Origin of the sequence: Prochlorococcus marinus str. SB (assembly GCF_000760115.1) — a bacterium.
GTDB lineage: Bacteria > Cyanobacteriota > Cyanobacteriia > PCC-6307 > Cyanobiaceae > Prochlorococcus_A > Prochlorococcus_A marinus_D.
Window position 1 is genome coordinate 456,077 of record NZ_JNAS01000002.1, and the last position, 18,235, is coordinate 474,311.

The following is an 18,235-nucleotide window of genomic DNA, read 5'->3' on the forward strand; positions in this document are numbered from 1 at the left end:
TAATTAGCATTCTTTTAAATTTGTGCTTACATTTGAAGCCTCTATCCATCTTTCTAACTGATCGGGAAGTTCTATTTTATTTCTTGAATCAACGTCTAAAGAACAATGTATTATTTTCCCTTCTGCTGCTTTATTTCCATTTTTTATAAATAAGCTATTTACCTGGAACAAATGTGTATTAATTTTATAAGGAGCAATTTTTACTTTTAAGAAATCTCCAATTTTTATAGGCGCAAAAAAGTTGGCTTCGCAATTTACTATGGGAAAAATAATTTGACTTTTACGAATAGAAAAATCTGGAAAAATATCTTGATATGGAATTCCATAAATTTCTATACTCTCTTCCCAAGCTTCGTGCGACCATTTTAATAAGTTATGAAAATGAATTACACCTGCAGAATCACAATCACCGAATCTTACCTTCTTCTGCAATATCAACCAGTCAGCGGGTTTCATTTAAAGAACTTATCTATCAACAGATCCCATAATGACATCTATTGAGCCAAGAATTGCCATAATATCGGCGATTTTGGCACCTTTAAGAATATGAGGCAATATTTGCAGATTATTTAAATCAGCTGCTCTGATTTTAAATCTCCATGGGGTAACTTCATTATTTCCTTGAATGAATACACCTATTTCTCCTTTACCGGACTCTAATCTTGTATACAATTCTCCGTTAGGAATTTTAAAAGTTGGAGCAACCTTCTTAGCTACATATTGATAGTCCATACCAAATATTTCACTTTTCTTATCTTCAGTCGCCATTCTTTGAGCTTCCAAATTTTCTGTTGGACCTCCTGGAATCATTTTACAGGCTTGGCGAATGATACTTAGCGATTGTCTCATCTCTTCGACTCTCACTCGATATCTCGCATAACAATCACCTTCTTTTTCTGAAGCAATCTGCCAATCAAAATCGTCATAACATTCATAACTATCGACTTTCCTTAAATCCCAGGAAACTCCAGAAGCTCTAAGCATTGGCCCAGACAAAGACCAATTAATTGCCTGGTCTCTTTGTATTGTTCCCAGACCTTCAATTCTTTTTCTAAAAATTGGGTTATTAGTGATTAATTTTTCGTATTCATCAATCTTAGGTCCAAACCAGTCACAAAAGTCTATACATTTTTCTAACCATCCGTATGGAAGATCACATGCGACACCACCTATCCTAAAGAAATTATTATTTATCAACCTCTGTCCAGTAGCAGCTTCCCAAAGATCATATATCATTTCTCTTTCTCTAAAAATATAGAAAAATGGAGTTTGAGCTCCTACGTCTGCTAAAAAGGGGCCGAGCCACAAAAGATGATTAGCAATACGATTGAGTTCTAGCATTAGAACTCTGATGTAACTAGCTCTTTTAGGAACTGGAATATTAGCTAATCTTTCAGGAGCATTTACTACAATAGCTTCATAAAACATTCCTGCTGCATAATCCATTCTGCTTACATAAGGGACATACATTACATTTGTCCTATTTTCAGCTATCTTTTCCATTCCTCTATGTAAATATCCAATTACTGGCTCACAATCAATGACATTCTCACCATCAAGAGTTACAACTAACCTTAAAACCCCATGCATTGAGGGATGGTGAGGGCCAAAATTGACCACCATTGGTTCTGTTCTAGTCTCTAGCTGAGCCATTCGAAATTTAACTTCTAAATAAATCTTAGTCGAAAGTTATGCAAACTGACCTATCTGATTCATCTTTTTTCAATCATAAATCAGTTATGACAGATGAGATTATGGCTTCATTAGAGCATTACCCATTAATCCATAACAAACAACTTAAAGGAATAGACGCAACTTTAGGCGGAGGCGGGCACTCTTATCATTTATTGAGAAAATATTCTAATTTAAATATAATTGGACTTGATCAAGATCCATTCGCAAGAAAATCAGCATCAAAAAAACTTGATGAATTTAAAAATAGGCTTGATATTAGAGCTACAAATTTTGCGGATTTTATGCCAAAAGAAAAGGTTTCTTTCGTGATTGCAGATCTTGGAGTAAATAGCAACCAAATTGATGACCCTAACAGAGGATTTAGTTTCCAAAAAGATGGTCCGCTTGATATGCGCATGAATCCTTTTCTTGAGGTTGATGCAGAGAAATTAATTGAGGCTTTAAATGAAAAAGATCTAGCTAATCTAATTTATAAATATGGAGAAGAGAGATTATCAAGAAAGATTGCTAGGAAAATAAAAATGGATTTGAAGGAAAATGGGAAATATTCTGGAACAAAAGAATTAGCCTATTCTATTGCAGGCTGCTTTCCACCAAAACAAAGATATAAAAAAATACACCCAGCAACAAGAACATTTCAGGCACTAAGAATTGCTGTCAATAAAGAAATTGAAGTATTAGAAAAATTTTTGCAAGTTGTCCCTGAATGGATTTTGCCAGGAGGTATTATTTCTATTATTAGTTTTCATTCCCTGGAGGATAGGTTAGTTAAAAATTCTTTTAAGAATGATCAAAGACTTAAAAACCTGACAAAAAAGCCCATAACTCCTTCCGAACAAGAAGTCGAACTCAATAAAAGAGCTAGAAGTGGAAAATTAAGAATTGCTCAATTAAAATAAAAGCCAATAATTTCTAGCGTAATGATCTGATCGTATTTGTAAGAATATGAATTGCTTTTTTTATATCTTGTGAATTAGTGCTTAATCCAATACTTAACCTTATTGAAGATTCTGCTTCTTTAAAAGATCTACCTAAGGCTAGTAAAACATGAGATGGTTCACCATTACTACATGCAGATCCACTAGAACAAATTATTTTAGATTTTAAAAGTTTATGAAACTTTGCTCCGTTTAAATCCAATACAGTCAAATTTAAATTGTGAGGTAATCTTTTTTCTATGGAGCCATTAATTAATAAACCAGAATTATTTTCTAACAAACCCTCTAAAAGGGTATTTCTATGAAAAAGTAATTTCTCAGCATTATTTGTTTGATTAAAAACTGCTATCTCTATTGCTTTAGCAAAGCCAACTACTAAAGGAAGAGGTAATGTTCCAGACCTGAGACCATATTCCTGACCTCCTCCAACAATTAAAGGCTCAAGATTCATTTCTTCATCAATCAAAAGAAGTCCTATCCCTTTAGGACCATATATTTTGTGAGAACTCATCGTTATCATGTTTACATCTGTTAAAAGATTTTCTAAAGCCATATAACCTAAACATTGTGCAAAATCAGAGTGGAATGTTATTCCTCTCGATTTACATATTTTTGAAATATTTTCTATGGGCTGAATAACTCCTATTTCATTATTTGCCAACATAACACTCACCAGAAATGTATCTTCTCTTATATTTTTTTTGAATTTTTCTTCTGAAATTAAGCCATCTTTCTCAGGAGGAATTTCTGTAACCATAAATCCCTCTTTTTTTAGTTGGTTTAAGGGCTCCAAAACAGCTTTATGCTCTGTTTTTAAGGTAATAATATGTCCATAATTTCCTGTTTTTTTATAGTAACTTCTAGCAAATCCTAATAAGGCTAAGTTATTAGATTCAGTTGCTCCGCTTGTAAAAATAACTTTTTTATTCTTAAGAAATAAATTTTGTTCTATTTTTTCTCTTGAGGCTTCCAATATAGCGCTTGCGTTAATCCCCGCCAAATTGGATTTGCTTGCAGGGTTAGAAAATATCTCACTCCAAAAAGGTTTCATAGAATCAACAACATCTTTAGAGCAAGGAGTCGAAGATTGATAGTCTAGTAGTATGGGAGTTGATAGCATTATGTTTAGTATATAAAATTCTGTTTATTACTAGAAAATCAAATTTAAGAATTTAAAAAATGAATGAAATTAATCAAATAAATAATGAACCGGTAAGAAAATCAAGAATTTTATTAGTTGATGATGAGCCTGGTTTAAGAACAGCTGTTAAAACATTTCTAGAAGATGAAGGCTTTGAAATATTTATTGCAGTTGATGGCGAGGATGGTTGGGAAAAAGCTCAAACAATTTTCCCCGATTTGATAATTAGCGATGTTATGATGCCACGAGCCAACGGTTATGATTTATTAGAAAAAGTTAGAGAGGATGAAAAATTAGGGGGAACTCCAGTTATTTTTCTAACTGCAAAAGGAATGACCCTAGACAGAACAGAAGGTTATCTTGCAGGAGTTGATGATTATATTTCCAAACCTTTCGATCCCGATGAATTAGCTGCAAGAGTTAAAAATGTAATCAACAGACAAGAGCGACTATTAAAAGAAGCGGCACGATTCGCAGATATTGACGTAAGCAAAATGGCAAAACAAATTACTGAAATAAAATCTATGCTTACAGACCAAAACCAGACTAATCCAGAAAATAAAATAAATCTTCCAAGTTTTACTCCTAGAGAAGCAAGTGTGCTTCAACTAGTAGCAGAGGGACTGATGAACAAGGAGATTGCTAGAAAGCTTGAAACATCTATTAGAAATGTTGAGAAATATGTAAGTAGACTTTTTATCAAGACAGGTACATCTAGCCGAACAGAATTAGTTCGTTATGCACTTGAAAATCATTTAGTAAAATAAATTATTTAATTTTTTTCGAATTCAATTAGTTTTGAAAAATAAAAAGGAGCTTGATTTAATTTCTTTTTAACAACTTTAAATCCTCTTTCTTTAGCAGCATTAATAATACCCTTTTCTTTCAATGTATAAGCCCTTGTAGTTTTACTTGGCCCAGGAAATAATTTTCCAATATTTTTTAGAACAGCAAGCACTGGAGTATAAGGCGCAAAGCTAACGATTAGTTTTTCTTTACTTAAATCGCATAGATGTTGAACCATTTCTTCTGCGACCGGTTGAGGATAATGAATAAATACATCCAAACAAACTACAACATCAAATAATCCTTTTAATTTTTCCAGATCACAGACTTCATATTTGATTTTGCCTTGATTCAAACCTAACTCATTAATGCGTTTTTTTGTTTCTTTAATCATTTCAGATGAGATATCGCTCACCTGTAGTTCTTTTATACCGAGTCTTAATAAAGGTATGGAAAGACTTCCTACTCCACAGCCTGCATCACAATAACTTTTTTTTGTTAGTTCAGGATAATTTTTGATGTATGAGACTACATCATCTACAGTTTTTTGATGTCCTTTCCTAATATTTTTCTGAACTGTATTAATTTCATCAGATTTGCTATAAATTTTATTCCATCTTTCAAATCCAGTACCATTAAAATACTCCCTTACTTCACTTTTTTCGATAATCTTATTTGAATTCATAATATTCTATGAAAATTTATTCTTTTCATATTAACTAACTGGCGCCAAATTAATTGCACGCCATTATAGGAAAGAATTGATTTGTTATTTTGTCAGAATTGAATTCTAAAGATATTTATAAAATTGCTGTCGTAATGGGTAGTGATTCAGATCTAAATACATTGAAACCAGCAATTGATATTTTAAGAGAATTTGAAATAAAAACTGAAGTTTGTATACTTTCTGCTCATCGAACACCTATTGAAATGATGGAATATGCAAAAAATGCAGAATCAGAAAACATAAAAGTAATAATTGCCGGTGCTGGGGGTGCTGCTCATCTTCCTGGAATGCTGGCATCCATAACTTGCATTCCTGTAATTGGAGTACCAGTAGAGAGTAAGACACTGAAGGGAATTGACTCTCTTTTATCAATCGTTCAAATGCCCGCTGGAATTCCAGTTGCAACAGTTGCAATTAATGGAGGACAGAATGCTGGATTATTGGCAATAGAGATGATCAGTTTATTTGATGAATCCATAAAGAAAAATTTAAAAGAATTCAGAGAAAATCTACATACACAGGTAAGAACAAAAAATAATAAGTTATCAACTATTGGACCAGACAAATATCTGCAAAATGAATAGAGTAATATTTTCTATTAGGCCTTGTTAAGAAAGTTTTCTTTTTTAAGGTATTTAATAACTTTTTCAACGGATTCATTTAAATCTAACGAACCTGTATCAACAACAATTTCGGGTTTATGAGGAGCTTCATATGGACTAGAAATCCCTGTAAACTCCTTAATTTCACCCAAACGAGCTTTCTTATAAAGACCTTTAGTATCCCTATTTTCGCAAACTGTGATATCAGCAGAACAATAAACTTCAATAAAATCCTTAGATCCAATAATTTTTCTCACCTTATCTCTATCGCTAATAAATGGCGAAACGAATGCTGTAATAGTTATTATCCCAGCATTCATAAATAAATTCGCAACTTCGCCAATTCTTCTTATATTTTCTTCTCTATCTTCATCCGAAAAACCAAGATCTTTACATAAACCGTGTCTAATATTATCTCCATCCAAGACATAAGTCGAAAAACCATCTAAATGTAAAACTTCATTTAAAGCGTTGGCCAAAGTACTTTTGCCAGAACCGGATAAACCTGTAAACCAGATAACCATACCTTTATGACCTCTCATTTTCTCTAACTTTTCTCTATCTATAGTTAGGTTGTGCCACTTTATATTGGTTGACTTTGTTTGATTTTGTTCTTTCATTTTTTACTTCATCAAAATTAAAAACCTATCCTAACTCTTGCTTCATAAATTATGAAATCCCTCTTTACGAAGAAACTCAATTGATTTCGATACCATATCACCCTGTAACTGGATATTTCTGTCAATTAATGTTCCTCCAGTCCCACAAAAAACTTTAATTTTTTTTAGTAATTCTTTTAATAAGATTTCATCCTCAGTGCCTAAACCTCTAATTAAAGTTATTGTCTTGCCCTTTTTACCTTTTTTTTGCTTTGAAATATTTATTTTTGATCTTTTATTAAAAGTATCTACCTTAGCTGTTTCTTCAGATTTCTTTTCTTGATTATCAAATTCGATCCAATTCTTTTTTCCCATTATTTTCAATATAATCTATAGTTAGTTAATACTTATTCTATAGAAAAAGTGGTAAGTACATTTTCTCGCAAAGATCAAAACTATAAAAATGACGATTTAAATCAACCCTCCAAAGAGGGAAGATTTGGAAAATATGGTGGTCAATATGTTCCTGAAACACTAATGCCCGCTCTTTTTGAGCTTGAAGACGCTGCATCTAATGCATGGAAAGATAAACTTTTTGTAGAAGAATTAAATCATCTACTTAAGACTTATGTAGGAAGAGAAACACCACTTTATGAAGCCAAAAGACTTACTGAACATTACAAAAATAATCAAGCAACTCCCAGAATATGGCTTAAAAGAGAAGATTTAAATCATACTGGGGCTCACAAAATCAATAATGCTCTTGGACAAGCTTTATTGGCAATAAGAATGGGAAAAAAAAGAATAATTGCAGAAACTGGAGCAGGTCAACATGGAGTTGCTACTGCTACTGTTTGTGCGAGATTTGGCTTGAAATGTATTATCTACATGGGTGCTGAAGATATAAAAAGGCAATCCCTTAACGTTTTCAGAATGAAACTTCTAGGAGCTGAAGTTAAAGTTGTAAATTCTGGAACTGCAACACTTAAGGATGCCACTAGTGAAGCCATTAGAGATTGGGTTTCTAATGTCGAAACAACACACTATATTTTAGGATCTGTTGCAGGCCCACACCCTTTCCCAAAGATTGTGCGGGATTTTCATGCAGTTATAGGTGAAGAAACTAAAAAACAATGTTTGGAATCATTTGGATCTTTGCCCGATATTTTGCTTGCTTGTGTAGGTGGGGGATCAAATGCAATGGGGCTTTTCCATCCATTTGTTAAGGAAACTTCTGTGCGGCTTATTGGAGTTGAAGCCGCCGGAAGCGGAGTTGATACTGACAAACATGCTGCCACTATCACTAAAGGTTCAGTTGGAATTTTGCATGGATCAATGAGTCTTCTCTTGCAAGATGATAATGGTCAAGTACAAGAAGCTCACTCAATAAGTGCAGGTTTAGATTACCCTGGAGTAGGACCTGAACATAGCCATTTAAAAGATATAGGTAGAGCAGAATATGGATCCGTCACAGATCAAGAAGCTTTAGACGCTTTAAAACTTGTTAGTGAACTAGAAGGAATTATTCCTGCACTTGAAACTTCCCATGCCTTTGCTTGGTTAGATAAATTATGCCCTACTCTTGAAAAAGATACTCATATAGTTATCAATTGCTCTGGGAGAGGCGACAAAGATGTTAATACTGTTGCATCTTCATTAGATATTTAATCAATACCTTGGTATTGATGGGTCAATATATCTACTCCATCCATCAATACCCTCCTCCAAATTCCATATTTCGCTCACAATATTATTATCCAAGCACCATTGAGAAAAATTATAACTTCTTATTCCTGCATGACAGGTAACTACAATTTCTCTATCTAATAAACCAGAAAATATTTCTTCAACATATTCAAATGTAACCTTACTAATTGGTATATGTAAAAATTCTTTTGAGAAACGAGCCAGTTCAAGCTCTGACTGCTCTCTTACATCAATTAAGACTGGATCTTCTTTCTCAGAATTAAACCAATCATTTAGACTAGAAGCATTTATAGATTTTGGATAACTTCCCAATTTATAGGATAAATTATGTGTTATTTACAATTTAATAAATTAAGTTGCAGTAGGAAGTTTATTGTTAAAAATAAAAATAAACATTGATAATGAAACTTAGAGTAGTAGCAATAATCCTATTATTATCTTTATTACTTTTTTTGGGTTTTAAAAAAGTTTCTACTAATAAAAATAAGGAACAAAGTACAAATATTGAGCAACTAAATATCTTAAAATATGCACCTGAAAACAATAAATTATTATTTATTTCAAATTTAGATAGTTTTAATATCGTTAATAATAATGAAAAGGATAATAATCTAACAAATAAAGATAACTTTTTTTTAATAAAAGACTCTATATTAGATTACTTAGGAATAGATCTAGGCAACAATAAATTAGAAGATATCTATAATAATGAACTTATAATCTCAACTTTTGAAAATAATAAAAAGCTTGAAGATGATATTTTGATTGTTTTTAAAATTAAGCCAGAAAAAACAATAGATGATTTATTAAATTTGCCTAATAAAATAGATCAGATTGATGAGATAATTTCAATTAATAGAGAAAACAAAATAAATTTTCTTAACTATATATACCGAACCGACGATCATTATATAATTGCTTCATCAGATAAAAAATTAATCAAAAATAGTATTATCTCTAGTGAAAATTTTAAGAAAAAAAAATTTCAATATGAGGGAGAACTTGTTGGACTGAACAATGAAAAAAATATATTATTCACAAATAAATTTTTGAAAAGTAAATTTTTTAATAAAGAAATTTTTCCTGAGAATAATGGGGATAAAATTGCTACAATTTTTGACTTTAAAAATAAGCAACTAATTTTAAAATCATATTTACTAAATAATAAAAAAAACATTGATATTCTTACTTACGAAAAGTTAATGAATAAAGAGAATAGTAATGAAGATAATCCTGAAAATTTAATTTTTTGTGATATGAAAAATTTTGACAAACACCTTTATCCCTTACTAAATGATTTTCAACTAAGTTTTTTTGAAGAGTTTAATCAAAATAATAATCAAAACATTTTAATTCTCAATTCAAATAAAGATTGGCTTATTACGTTTGAAAAAAATAATGAAGATCAATTTGATTTAAGTGCTTTGAAAAAGCTAAAAGATTTCAACAAATATACTTTGAAACAAAATGAAGATATTTATTCGATATATTCCAAAGATATTCTTGAAGAAAAAGACGATGTTATAAAACAATTATCTTTTGAAAATATCTATTCGATAGAATCAGAAGGTTTACAAATCATAAGTAATAATTTAATTGATGGTAAAGAATTTGAGAAAATATCAAAAAAATTTTTTAACCTAAAAAGTAATAAAGATCAATCTGCTTTTCTTTATTCAAAAGTTAATATCAAAGATGGTAATTCTAATAAAATTGAATATTTTTCTAATTTGCAGGACCTTAATTTTCTCATTAAAAATATTTTAAAAATATCAAATGAAGAATCGCTAGAAATCATAAGTCAATCTATTCCTGAAAAAAATCCAATTATTTACAGAGAAACAATATTAAACATTCTTTAAATTAAATTTATTCAAACAAGCTTCAAAAATAATCATTTTAATTTTTTGCGAAGTTAATATCTTGTGGTTAATTAAAAATTATTTGACTATCTTTAATCTATAAGTATTTGATATTGAATTAAGCAATTGGATAGTAACAAACTAATTTTAAAACCAGGATTAGAGGGTGTCCCAGTTACTAATTCATCTATATGTGATATTGACGGCAACAAAGGTAAATTATTGTACAGAGGATATTCCATTGAGGAACTATCCAAAAAAAGCAGTTTTTTAGAAACCGCTTACCTATTGATTTGGGGTGAATTGCCCACAGCTATTCAACTAAGAGATTTCGAACAAGAAGTTCAGATGCATCGAAGGTTAAGTTTTAGAGTCAGAGATATGATGAAATGTTTCCCTGCAACTGGTCATCCTATGGATGCTCTTCAATCTAGTGCAGCTTCTTTGGGGCTCTTCTATTCGCGTAGAGCAATAGATGATCCTAATTACATCTACAACGCAGTCATAAGACTAATAGCAAAAATTCCCACAATGATTGCAGCGTTCCAACTTATTAGAAAAGGACAAGACCCAATTCAACCTAGAGATGATCTAACTTACTCATCAAATTTTCTTTACATGTTGACTGAAAAAGAACAAGATCCTATAGCCGCAAAAGTTTTTGATAGATGCTTAATTCTACATGCCGAACATAGTTTAAACGCCAGTACATTTAGCGCTAGAGTGACTGCAAGTACTCTTACAGATCCATATGCTGTCATCGCCTCTGCAGTAGGAACCTTAGCTGGCCCATTACATGGAGGAGCAAACGAGGATGTGATTGCGATGTTAGAAGAGATTAAAACCCCAGAAAATGCTGGGTCTTTTTTAGATAATGCAATAAAAAATAAAAGTAAGATAATGGGCTTTGGCCACAGAGAATATAAAGTCAAAGATCCCAGAGCAATAATTCTTCAAAAACTTGCAGAAGAACTTTTTATTAGATTTGGAGCAGATGAAATGTATGAAGTTGCTAAATCACTTGAGGCAGAGGCAATACCAAGACTTGGACCTAAGGGTATATTCCCTAACGTAGATTTTTATTCTGGCCTTGTTTATAGAAAACTTGGTATTCCTCGTGATTTATTTACTCCAATTTTTGCCATATCTAGAGTGGCTGGTTGGTTAGCTCATTGGAGAGAGCAACTTGGAGCAAATAGAATTTTCAGACCATCACAAATCTATACAGGTTCAGCACCAAGAGATTGGATTAGCCTAGAAAACAGAGAATAATATTTGCAGCTTTTCATAAAAAACACACATATTGTTTGTGAAGAGTTAATCTATTAAGTAAATAACATAAAAATTTTGGAATACGGATTAGATCTCGAATATAGTTTTAATGAATTCTTAAAAGGTTTTGGCCTTTCCAGCGAAATCGCTCATATAATATGGCTCCCTCTTCCTATGCTTTTGGTTTTGGTAGCGGCAGTTGTTGGCGTTTTAGTAACAGTTTGGCTTGAAAGAAAAATATCTGCTGCTGCTCAACAAAGAATAGGTCCAGAATATGCTGGAGCGCTCGGCGTCCTCCAACCAATTGCAGATGGTCTTAAGTTACTTGTCAAAGAAGATATTATTCCTGCCAAAGCCGATGGGATACTCTTCACTGCAGGACCTATATTAGTTCTTGTCCCAGTGATTCTGTCCTGGCTAATTGTTCCTTTTGGACAAAACCTTTTAATAAGTAACGTTGGCATTGGAATTTTCCTATGGATCGCTTTAAGCAGTATTCAGCCAATTGGCCTTCTTATGAGCGGATACGCATCAAATAATAAGTATTCTTTATTAGGAGGTTTAAGAGCAGCGGCTCAATCAATAAGTTATGAAATACCTTTAGCTTTATCTGTACTCGCTATCGTACTAATGACAAATTCTCTAAGTACTGTTGACATTGTCAACCAACAAAGTGGTGCTGGAATCCTAAGTTGGAATATATGGAGACAACCAGTTGGTTTTATAGTCTTTTGGATTTGTGCTCTTGCAGAATGTGAGAGACTTCCGTTTGACTTACCCGAAGCTGAAGAAGAATTAGTTGCGGGATATCAAACTGAATATGCAGGGATGAAATTCGCATTGTTCTACCTGGGTAGTTACATTAATTTAATTCTTTCCGCTTTATTAGTATCAATACTTTATTTGGGAGGTTGGGGTTTTCCTATACCAGTTGAATTAATAGCTAAGTTCCTTAATTTACCTATTAACGCACCCTTTATTCAGGTTTTCACTGCATCAATAGGAATTGTAATGACTGTACTGAAAGCATATCTTTTAGTTTTTATTGCAATATTATTACGTTGGACAACTCCTAGAGTAAGAATTGATCAACTCTTAGATCTAGGATGGAAGTTTCTTCTGCCAATTTCTCTTGCTAATCTTTTGATAACAGCAGTATTAAAACTTGCTTTTCCGCAATTCTTTGGTGGTTAAATTTAAGTAAAAATACTTAAATTCAAAATTATTCCACTAAAATAAAATAACTAAGTAAATTCTTCGAAATGAACAATTTCCTTCAACAAATAAATAGCTATATCAAAGAAGCATTTAATGCTGGCAAATATTTATACAATGGTATATCAGTAACTTTTGATCATCTTCGAAGAAGACCAGTTACTGTTCAATATCCATATGAAAAATTAATACCCTCTGAAAGATATAGAGGAAGGATACATTATGAATTTGATAAATGTATTGCTTGTGAAGTTTGTGTGAGAGTATGTCCCATAAATCTCCCAGTAGTTGATTGGGTAATGAATAAAGAAACCAAAAAAAAGGAACTTAGAAATTATTCAATAGATTTTGGAGTTTGTATTTTTTGCGGAAATTGTGTTGAATATTGCCCAACTAATTGTCTGTCAATGACCGAAGAATATGAACTAGCTACTTTTGACAGACACAATTTAAATTTCGATAATGTCGCACTTGGCAGACTACCCACAAATGTTACAACAGATCCTTCAGTTAAACCTCTAAGAGAACTTGCCTATCTTCCTAAAGGTGTCATGGACCCTCATGAAATCCCAGCTTCAGATGCAAGAGTTGGTAAATTACCGGAAGAAGTTTATGATTGGATGAGGCCTGAATCCAATGAAAATAAAGATAAAGTTTCTAATCCAAACAATTAATTCAGATTAATTTATGTCCATTGCCATAACAACACAATTTATTTGTTTTACAGTTTTATCTTTAGTTGTCATTATTGGAGCACTTGGTGTTGTGTTGCTCGAAAGTATTGTTTATTCAGCATTTCTGCTTGGTGGAGTTTTCATGAGTGTTGCAGGATTATATCTTCTATTAAATGCAAGTTTTGTTGCTGCAGCTCAAGTTTTAGTTTATGTGGGTGCAGTGAATGTATTAATAATTTTTGCAATAATGCTAGTCAATAAAAAAGAAGATTTAAAGCCTATTAATGACATTAAATCGAGAAGAGTTATATCAACATCGATATGTTTAACCCTTCTAAGCCTCTTAATAAGAGTTGATTTGACCAATGTATGGAGCTTATCAAGTCCTCAAAACTCTATTGGAGAAGAATCAACTATTAGGATTGGAGAACATCTTTTTAGTGATTATTTACTCCCATTTGAAGTAGCTTCAGTCTTACTTTTAATGGCAATGATTGGGGCTATTGTTTTAGCTAGAAGAGATGTAATGAGTAAAGATATTTCGACTGGACTACCTGTTGATCAAGAGTTAATTGAAAAATCATCAGAACCATTACTTACAAATAAAAATTAACCTTTTGTATTTCTTATTATGAATTTAGAATCAATTCCTCTTCAAGCTTTTTTAATAGTTTCTTCAGCACTATTTTGCATTGGTATTTGGGGATTATTAAATAGCAGAAATGCAGTCAGAGTTCTTATGAGCATTGAATTAATGCTCAATGCGGTAAATATAAACTTGATGGCGTTTTCTTCCTATATTGATAATAATTTAATTCAGGGACAAGTTTTTACAATTTTTGTGATTACTGTTGCTGCCGCAGAAGCAGCCGTTGGATTAGCTATATTGTTATCTCTTTATAGGAATAGAGTGACTGTCGATATGGAAAGTTTTAATTTATTAAAATGGTAAAAGCATTAAATGAAACTTTCATTAGTGCTTATTGTATATCGTTCAGATAGTTCTATAGCTCAAGAGGCTTCAAAATTCTGTGAAGAAGTTCTCAAAGCAAAAAATATTAAATCAAACAGGATTGAAAGTGATTTTCATAAAGATGAAATTAAAAAATATTTTTCTAATTCAGAATTCCAACCAAATATTGGCATAGTTCTTGGTGGAGATGGAACCTTCCTGAAATGTGCAAATGCATTAGCTGATTATGATATTCCTTTATTGAGTATTAATATTGGAGGTAATTTGGGGTTTCTTACTCAAGAGAAAGAATTTATATTTGACAAATCTTTTATTGAAATCCTTGAAAACGAAGAATATTTAATTGACTTTCGTAATAGATTAAATTGCAATGTTTATATTGAGGGGAGAAGTTCTGAGAAAAAAATCATAAAAAGCTATAACGCCTTAAATGATTTTTATTTTAAATCAGTTGAAGAAGATATTTCTCCGACCAACCAAATACAAATTGAAATAGATAATGAGAAGGTAAATGAGTATAAAGGTGATGGATTGATTGTAGCTACAACTACGGGTTCAACAGCCTACTCAATGGCTGCAGGAGGTCCAATAGTCCATCCAAGTATAGATGGAATGATTATTAACCCTATATGCCCAATGAGTTTGGCTAGTAGACCAATCGTCATACCTAATACAAGTACGGTAATCATTAAGCCAGTAAAAAAAAGTAAAGGGGAAATTAAATTATGGACTGACGGTTCAAAATGTATGACCATTAAGGAAAATTATTATTGTGAGATCAATAAAGGGAAATCACCCTGCAAAATAATAAAGTTTAAAAAAAGCACAAGTTACTATAATACCTTAATAAAAAAACTAGATTGGAAAGGCGATTTGTCTCCAAATAATTTCAAAAATTAAATGGCCTTTGAGATAGAAAGAAGATTTCTTATAAAAAATGAAAATTGGAAAGAATTCATAAATAAAAAAGTTTATATTGAACAAGGATATTTTTCCAAAAGTTTAGATGGTTGGATTATTAGGGTAAGGCTTATAGGCAAAAACTCTAAAATTACACTTAAAAAACATATCAAGGGTTTTACCAACTTTGAATTTGAATACTCCATTCCACGAAGCGATGCTGAAACAATAATGTCAAATCTTTCAAATATAATTAAAAAAGATAGATTCTTTTTAGAAATTGAAAAAAAATCTTGGATTATAGATTGTTTTAAAGAACCTAATTATCCACTTGAAATTGCAGAAATTGAACTTTCTAATGAAGAGGAAGATTTATTTCTTCCATCTTTCATTTCAAAAGAAATTACTGGGTTGACCCATTACTCCAATTTCAGTCTCGCTAACAATCCTTTTTCAAAGTGGAAAGAGGACTAATTAACAACTTTCAAAGTATCTAGTCAAAGGAACCACTCATCCTTTATATTTTCTTTATATTTAAACAAAGTATTTTTTTATTTTCTTCAGATGTATGGTCTTTACGACAAAGAAGGTATATTGAGATTTGTTGATTCAGACAAGGATGCTTGTATCGCATACGCTGAACTCTTCGAATTAGAATCTACAAATTATTGTCTAATTGACTTGGCTAATGATAAAAAAAGTAAAGGGTAGTACTAATCTTGATCAGAGTCTGGGAGTGTACAACAATTAAATCCATCTCTACAAATCTTGCCATTGTCCATTGCCCAATTCAAAAGCGCTACTCTGTTTTTAGAACCAGTTTTTGTAAACATATTACTTACATGATTATCAACAGTTCTTTTACTAATAGTTAGTTTTACCGCAATTTCTTGATTTGTAAGCCCATCAGCTACGAGATCAATGATTTCCATCTCCCTTGCTGAGAGACCCATCATATCAATGTTGTTTACTTCTTCTTCAACCATTTGCATTTAAACAGTTCCTTTTTTATATTAATTAAGTTTAGCAATCTCAGTACACTTGTTAACCAATTAGGAAACAAAAGCAATTGAAATCAAAACTTCAGCAGACTTTAGAAAAAAGATCTAAGGTAATAACGGCAGAGTTAATGCCGCCAAGAGGTGGAAGCCCCGTAAGATCTCTTAAGATAGCACAACTTTTGAAAGATAAGGTACATGCTGTTAACATTACCGATGGAAGTAGAGCTGTAATGAGAATGTGCAGCTTGGCAATGTCCAAACTACTACTGGAAAATGGGATAGAACCAGTAATGCAAATTTCTTGCAGAGATCGTAATAAAATTGCTTTACAATCAGACATTCTGGGAGCAAATGCTTTAGGAATTAGAAACATCTTATGTATTACCGGTGATTCAATAAAAGCTGGGGATCAACAAGATGCCAAGGCCGTACATGAGTTTGAGTCAGTTAGATTGCTTCAACAAATTCAGGCTTTCAATAAAGGAATTGACCCTACTCTAGGAGAACTTTCAGATAAAAAAACATTTATTTTTGCAGGTTCTGCAGCTGATCCAAATTGCAGAAATAAAAGAAGTCTAGAAAATAGAATGAAAAAGAAAAAAGAGGCTGGAGCTGGATTTATACAAACTCAAATGGTTATGGAAAAAGAAAATTTGATCGAGTTTTGTGAAAAGATTAGCAAGCCTCTTGAAATTCCTGTAATTGCAGGTGTATTCCTATTAAAGTCTTACAAAAACGCTCTCTTTATAAACAAATACGTTCCAGGTGCATACATCCCTGAAAATATCTTAAATCGTCTTAAAGATGCTAAAGAGCCATTACAAGAAGGCATTAAAATTGCAGCTGAACAAGCTCATGATTTTATGAATATCGCAAATGGTGTTCATCTAATGGCCGTAAAAGCAGAGCATTTAATTCCTGAGATTATTGAAAAAGCTAATCTTAGTCTGGAATATTAATCAAATCAGTACCTAATAATTCCGCCATAGCTTTCTGCTGAGGTGATGGCTCAGTCAAATCAGATCTTCTTGAATCTGCTATTAACCAATCTAAAGATGCATCTTGCAAATCAAAATGATCTCCATTTTTCCCAACACAATATTTACCAAACACTAACTTATCCATAAGTCTTACACCTTTACCAATTTTAGAATAATCAAAGATAATTGAGTTATCTATAGTTGCGCCCTCGCAAATGCAACAACTTGGTCCAATCATGGAAGGGCCAATAATAGTTGCTCCATCCTCGATCCTAGTCATACCTCCTATATAGACAGGCCCAGTAATATTAACCTTTTCCCAGTTAGCCGCTACATTCAAGCCGGTAAAAACTCCAGGTTTTATTTCCTTACCTGGTATTTGCACTTGTCTTACCTTACCTTGTAATACATTTCTAATAGCACTCCAATAATCAGGAACTTTTCCAATATCTACCCATTCAAAATCCATTGGTAATGCAAAAAATGGTAAATCCAGTTCAACAAGTTTAGGGAAAAGATCAGCTCCAATATCAAATTTCTCTGCTGAAGGTATGTAATTAAAAATTTCGGGTTCGAAAAGATAAATTCCTGTATTTATAGAGTCACTTAATGCTTGATCAACTTTTGGCTTTTCCTGAAAAGCCTTTATTCTCCCATTTTCATCAGAAACTACGACACCATAACTTGATACTTGATCTTTAGTTACCTTCTTTGTTATTAAGCTTGCAATAGCTCCTTTCTGCTTATGTTTTTTAACAGCTTGAGTTAAATCTAAATCAACTAATGCATCACCACATAAAACAACAAAAGTTTCATCAAAGAAATTTTGAAAATCCTGAATTTTTTTTAATCCACCTGCGGATCCCAAAGCATCACCTATTAATTCTCCATCTTCAATTCTTCCCTCAAAACTATAAGCAATTTCTACTCCAAATCTTTGCCCATCCCTAAAATAATTTTCAATTTCTTCAGCCAGATGAGAAACGTTTACCATTATTTCCTTAAAATTATGTTCTCTTAAAAGTTCCAAGAGAAACTCCATAACAGGTTTTTGCAAAATCGGAATCATCGGTTTTGGAATAACATGCGTAATAGGCTGAACACGTGTGCCTTTACCTGCCGCAAGTATCATTGCCTTCATAAATTCAAAACCATTTTTTAAA

At 32.1% G+C, this 18,235-nt stretch carries 23 protein-coding genes; 14 read left to right on the forward strand and 9 right to left on the reverse strand.

From position 1 onward, the window contains the following. Nucleotides 1-3: 3 nt before the first annotated feature. Nucleotides 4-456: an acyl-CoA thioesterase gene (locus EV02_RS03805; protein WP_032519717.1), complete on the reverse strand. Its 453-nt coding sequence runs from the start codon at nucleotides 454-456 to the stop codon at nucleotides 4-6. Between the two features lie 9 nt (nucleotides 457-465). Beyond that, nucleotides 466-1,653: an NAD(P)H-quinone oxidoreductase subunit H gene (locus tag EV02_RS03800; RefSeq protein ID WP_032519718.1), complete on the reverse strand. Its 1,188-nt coding sequence runs from the start codon at nucleotides 1,651-1,653 to the stop codon at nucleotides 466-468. A 38-nt stretch (nucleotides 1,654-1,691) separates the two neighbouring features. Between EV02_RS03800 and rsmH the strand changes: the two genes are divergently transcribed. After that, entirely contained in the window at nucleotides 1,692-2,594 is a 903-nt protein-coding gene (gene rsmH / locus EV02_RS03795) for a 16S rRNA (cytosine(1402)-N(4))-methyltransferase RsmH (protein ID WP_032519719.1), read from the forward strand. 13 nt (nucleotides 2,595-2,607) lie between these two features. Here the strand turns inward: rsmH and EV02_RS03790 are convergent, their stop codons facing one another. Further along, complete coding sequence (locus EV02_RS03790) at nucleotides 2,608-3,753, reverse strand: cysteine desulfurase family protein (protein WP_032519720.1); 1,146 nt, start codon at nucleotides 3,751-3,753, stop codon at nucleotides 2,608-2,610. 59 nt (nucleotides 3,754-3,812) lie between these two features. Between EV02_RS03790 and EV02_RS03785 the strand changes: the two genes are divergently transcribed. Continuing rightward, nucleotides 3,813-4,541, forward strand: coding sequence for a response regulator transcription factor (locus EV02_RS03785; RefSeq protein WP_032519722.1), 729 nt, complete (start codon nucleotides 3,813-3,815; stop codon nucleotides 4,539-4,541). 5 nt (nucleotides 4,542-4,546) lie between these two features. Here EV02_RS03785 and bchM read toward each other — a convergent pair whose 3' ends face one another. Further along, complete coding sequence (bchM, locus tag EV02_RS03780; RefSeq protein WP_032519723.1) at nucleotides 4,547-5,245, reverse strand: magnesium protoporphyrin IX methyltransferase; 699 nt, start codon at nucleotides 5,243-5,245, stop codon at nucleotides 4,547-4,549. An 89-nt stretch (nucleotides 5,246-5,334) separates the two neighbouring features. Here bchM and purE point away from each other — a divergent pair, with 89 nt between their 5' ends. After that, nucleotides 5,335-5,871, forward strand: a complete 537-nt coding sequence (gene purE, locus EV02_RS03775; protein WP_032519724.1) for a 5-(carboxyamino)imidazole ribonucleotide mutase — start codon at nucleotides 5,335-5,337, stop codon at nucleotides 5,869-5,871. A 14-nt stretch (nucleotides 5,872-5,885) separates the two neighbouring features. On the opposite strand, the gene cysC is transcribed toward purE, so the two are convergent. Both cysC and EV02_RS03765 read right to left on the reverse strand, forming a co-directional pair. Next, nucleotides 5,886-6,509 (reverse strand): adenylyl-sulfate kinase, encoded by a 624-nt coding sequence (cysC, locus tag EV02_RS03770; protein ID WP_032519725.1) that lies wholly within the window; start codon nucleotides 6,507-6,509, stop codon nucleotides 5,886-5,888. Nucleotides 6,510-6,551: 42 nt separating this feature from the next. Then, on the reverse strand, nucleotides 6,552-6,863 hold the full coding sequence (locus tag EV02_RS03765) for a translation initiation factor SUI1 (protein WP_032519726.1): 312 nt from the start codon (nucleotides 6,861-6,863) through the stop codon (nucleotides 6,552-6,554). Nucleotides 6,864-6,911: 48 nt separating this feature from the next. Here EV02_RS03765 and trpB point away from each other — a divergent pair, with 48 nt between their 5' ends. Beyond that, nucleotides 6,912-8,156 carry a tryptophan synthase subunit beta gene (trpB, locus tag EV02_RS03760; protein WP_032519727.1) on the forward strand — a complete coding sequence of 415 codons (1,245 nt, stop codon included), beginning with the start codon at nucleotides 6,912-6,914 and terminating at the stop codon, nucleotides 8,154-8,156. Here trpB and EV02_RS03755 read toward each other — a convergent pair whose 3' ends face one another. Then, nucleotides 8,157-8,507, reverse strand: a complete 351-nt coding sequence (locus EV02_RS03755) for a rhodanese-like domain-containing protein (RefSeq protein WP_032519728.1) — start codon at nucleotides 8,505-8,507, stop codon at nucleotides 8,157-8,159. It lies immediately after the preceding gene. Between the two features lie 89 nt (nucleotides 8,508-8,596). On the opposite strand from EV02_RS03755, the gene EV02_RS03750 reads away from it, so the two are divergent. From EV02_RS03750 to EV02_RS09280, 9 genes are all read left to right on the forward strand, one after another. Continuing rightward, nucleotides 8,597-10,057: a hypothetical protein gene (locus tag EV02_RS03750; protein ID WP_032519729.1), complete on the forward strand. Its 1,461-nt coding sequence runs from the start codon at nucleotides 8,597-8,599 to the stop codon at nucleotides 10,055-10,057. Between the two features lie 126 nt (nucleotides 10,058-10,183). Beyond that, on the forward strand, nucleotides 10,184-11,329 hold the full coding sequence (locus tag EV02_RS03745; protein ID WP_032519730.1) for a citrate synthase: 1,146 nt from the start codon (nucleotides 10,184-10,186) through the stop codon (nucleotides 11,327-11,329). A gap of 75 nt (nucleotides 11,330-11,404) precedes the next feature. Further along, entirely contained in the window at nucleotides 11,405-12,523 is a 1,119-nt protein-coding gene (nuoH, locus tag EV02_RS03740; protein WP_025957531.1) for an NADH-quinone oxidoreductase subunit NuoH, read from the forward strand. A gap of 68 nt (nucleotides 12,524-12,591) precedes the next feature. Next, nucleotides 12,592-13,218, forward strand: coding sequence for an NAD(P)H-quinone oxidoreductase subunit I (ndhI, locus tag EV02_RS03735; RefSeq protein WP_032519732.1), 627 nt, complete (start codon nucleotides 12,592-12,594; stop codon nucleotides 13,216-13,218). Between the two features lie 13 nt (nucleotides 13,219-13,231). Next, nucleotides 13,232-13,831: an NADH-quinone oxidoreductase subunit J gene (locus EV02_RS03730; protein ID WP_025931316.1), complete on the forward strand. Its 600-nt coding sequence runs from the start codon at nucleotides 13,232-13,234 to the stop codon at nucleotides 13,829-13,831. An 18-nt stretch (nucleotides 13,832-13,849) separates the two neighbouring features. Continuing rightward, nucleotides 13,850-14,170 carry an NADH-quinone oxidoreductase subunit NuoK gene (gene nuoK, locus EV02_RS03725; protein WP_002807273.1) on the forward strand — a complete coding sequence of 107 codons (321 nt, stop codon included), beginning with the start codon at nucleotides 13,850-13,852 and terminating at the stop codon, nucleotides 14,168-14,170. Between the two features lie 9 nt (nucleotides 14,171-14,179). Next, entirely contained in the window at nucleotides 14,180-15,091 is a 912-nt protein-coding gene (locus EV02_RS03720; protein WP_032519733.1) for an NAD(+) kinase, read from the forward strand. Further along, nucleotides 15,092-15,565, forward strand: a complete 474-nt coding sequence (locus EV02_RS03715; RefSeq protein WP_032519734.1) for a CYTH domain-containing protein — start codon at nucleotides 15,092-15,094, stop codon at nucleotides 15,563-15,565. A gap of 90 nt (nucleotides 15,566-15,655) precedes the next feature. Beyond that, nucleotides 15,656-15,802 carry a hypothetical protein gene (locus EV02_RS09280; RefSeq protein ID WP_241433710.1) on the forward strand — a complete coding sequence of 49 codons (147 nt, stop codon included), beginning with the start codon at nucleotides 15,656-15,658 and terminating at the stop codon, nucleotides 15,800-15,802. A 2-nt stretch (nucleotides 15,803-15,804) separates the two neighbouring features. On the opposite strand, the gene EV02_RS03710 is transcribed toward EV02_RS09280, so the two are convergent. Then, nucleotides 15,805-16,083, reverse strand: coding sequence for a helix-turn-helix domain-containing protein (locus tag EV02_RS03710; RefSeq protein ID WP_011817646.1), 279 nt, complete (start codon nucleotides 16,081-16,083; stop codon nucleotides 15,805-15,807). Between the two features lie 77 nt (nucleotides 16,084-16,160). Here EV02_RS03710 and EV02_RS03705 point away from each other — a divergent pair, with 77 nt between their 5' ends. Further along, nucleotides 16,161-17,051, forward strand: a complete 891-nt coding sequence (locus EV02_RS03705) for a methylenetetrahydrofolate reductase (RefSeq protein ID WP_032519735.1) — start codon at nucleotides 16,161-16,163, stop codon at nucleotides 17,049-17,051. On the opposite strand, the gene EV02_RS03700 is transcribed toward EV02_RS03705, so the two are convergent. Then, nucleotides 17,035-18,213 carry a nucleotidyltransferase family protein gene (locus EV02_RS03700; RefSeq protein WP_032519736.1) on the reverse strand — a complete coding sequence of 393 codons (1,179 nt, stop codon included), beginning with the start codon at nucleotides 18,211-18,213 and terminating at the stop codon, nucleotides 17,035-17,037. The genes EV02_RS03705 and EV02_RS03700 overlap by 17 nt on opposite strands. Nucleotides 18,214-18,235: the final 22 nt, after the last annotated feature.

What these genes read in the sequence shown, in the direction of transcription:
- EV02_RS03715 (WP_032519734.1), top strand. Translation starts at nt 15,092, where the DNA reads ATGGCCTTTGAGATAGAAAGAAGATTTCTTATAAAAAATGAAAATTGG.
- EV02_RS03720 (WP_032519733.1), top strand. Translation starts at nt 14,180, where the DNA reads ATGAAACTTTCATTAGTGCTTATTGTATATCGTTCAGATAGTTCTATA.
- rsmH (WP_032519719.1), top strand. Translation starts at nt 1,692, where the DNA reads ATGCAAACTGACCTATCTGATTCATCTTTTTTCAATCATAAATCAGTT.
- EV02_RS09280 (WP_241433710.1), top strand. Translation starts at nt 15,656, where the DNA reads ATGTATGGTCTTTACGACAAAGAAGGTATATTGAGATTTGTTGATTCA.
- EV02_RS03730 (WP_025931316.1), top strand. Translation starts at nt 13,232, where the DNA reads ATGTCCATTGCCATAACAACACAATTTATTTGTTTTACAGTTTTATCT.
- EV02_RS03765 (WP_032519726.1), bottom strand. Translation starts at nt 6,863, where the DNA reads ATGGGAAAAAAGAATTGGATCGAATTTGATAATCAAGAAAAGAAATCT.
- nuoK (WP_002807273.1), top strand. Translation starts at nt 13,850, where the DNA reads ATGAATTTAGAATCAATTCCTCTTCAAGCTTTTTTAATAGTTTCTTCA.
- cysC (WP_032519725.1), bottom strand. Translation starts at nt 6,509, where the DNA reads ATGAAAGAACAAAATCAAACAAAGTCAACCAATATAAAGTGGCACAAC.
- EV02_RS03805 (WP_032519717.1), bottom strand. Translation starts at nt 456, where the DNA reads ATGAAACCCGCTGACTGGTTGATATTGCAGAAGAAGGTAAGATTCGGT.
- bchM (WP_032519723.1), bottom strand. Translation starts at nt 5,245, where the DNA reads ATGAATTCAAATAAGATTATCGAAAAAAGTGAAGTAAGGGAGTATTTT.
- EV02_RS03790 (WP_032519720.1), bottom strand. Translation starts at nt 3,753, where the DNA reads ATGCTATCAACTCCCATACTACTAGACTATCAATCTTCGACTCCTTGC.
- EV02_RS03785 (WP_032519722.1), top strand. Translation starts at nt 3,813, where the DNA reads ATGAATGAAATTAATCAAATAAATAATGAACCGGTAAGAAAATCAAGA.
- EV02_RS03700 (WP_032519736.1), bottom strand. Translation starts at nt 18,213, where the DNA reads ATGAAGGCAATGATACTTGCGGCAGGTAAAGGCACACGTGTTCAGCCT.
- EV02_RS03800 (WP_032519718.1), bottom strand. Translation starts at nt 1,653, where the DNA reads ATGGCTCAGCTAGAGACTAGAACAGAACCAATGGTGGTCAATTTTGGC.
- EV02_RS03710 (WP_011817646.1), bottom strand. Translation starts at nt 16,083, where the DNA reads ATGCAAATGGTTGAAGAAGAAGTAAACAACATTGATATGATGGGTCTC.
- ndhI (WP_032519732.1), top strand. Translation starts at nt 12,592, where the DNA reads ATGAACAATTTCCTTCAACAAATAAATAGCTATATCAAAGAAGCATTT.
- EV02_RS03750 (WP_032519729.1), top strand. Translation starts at nt 8,597, where the DNA reads ATGAAACTTAGAGTAGTAGCAATAATCCTATTATTATCTTTATTACTT.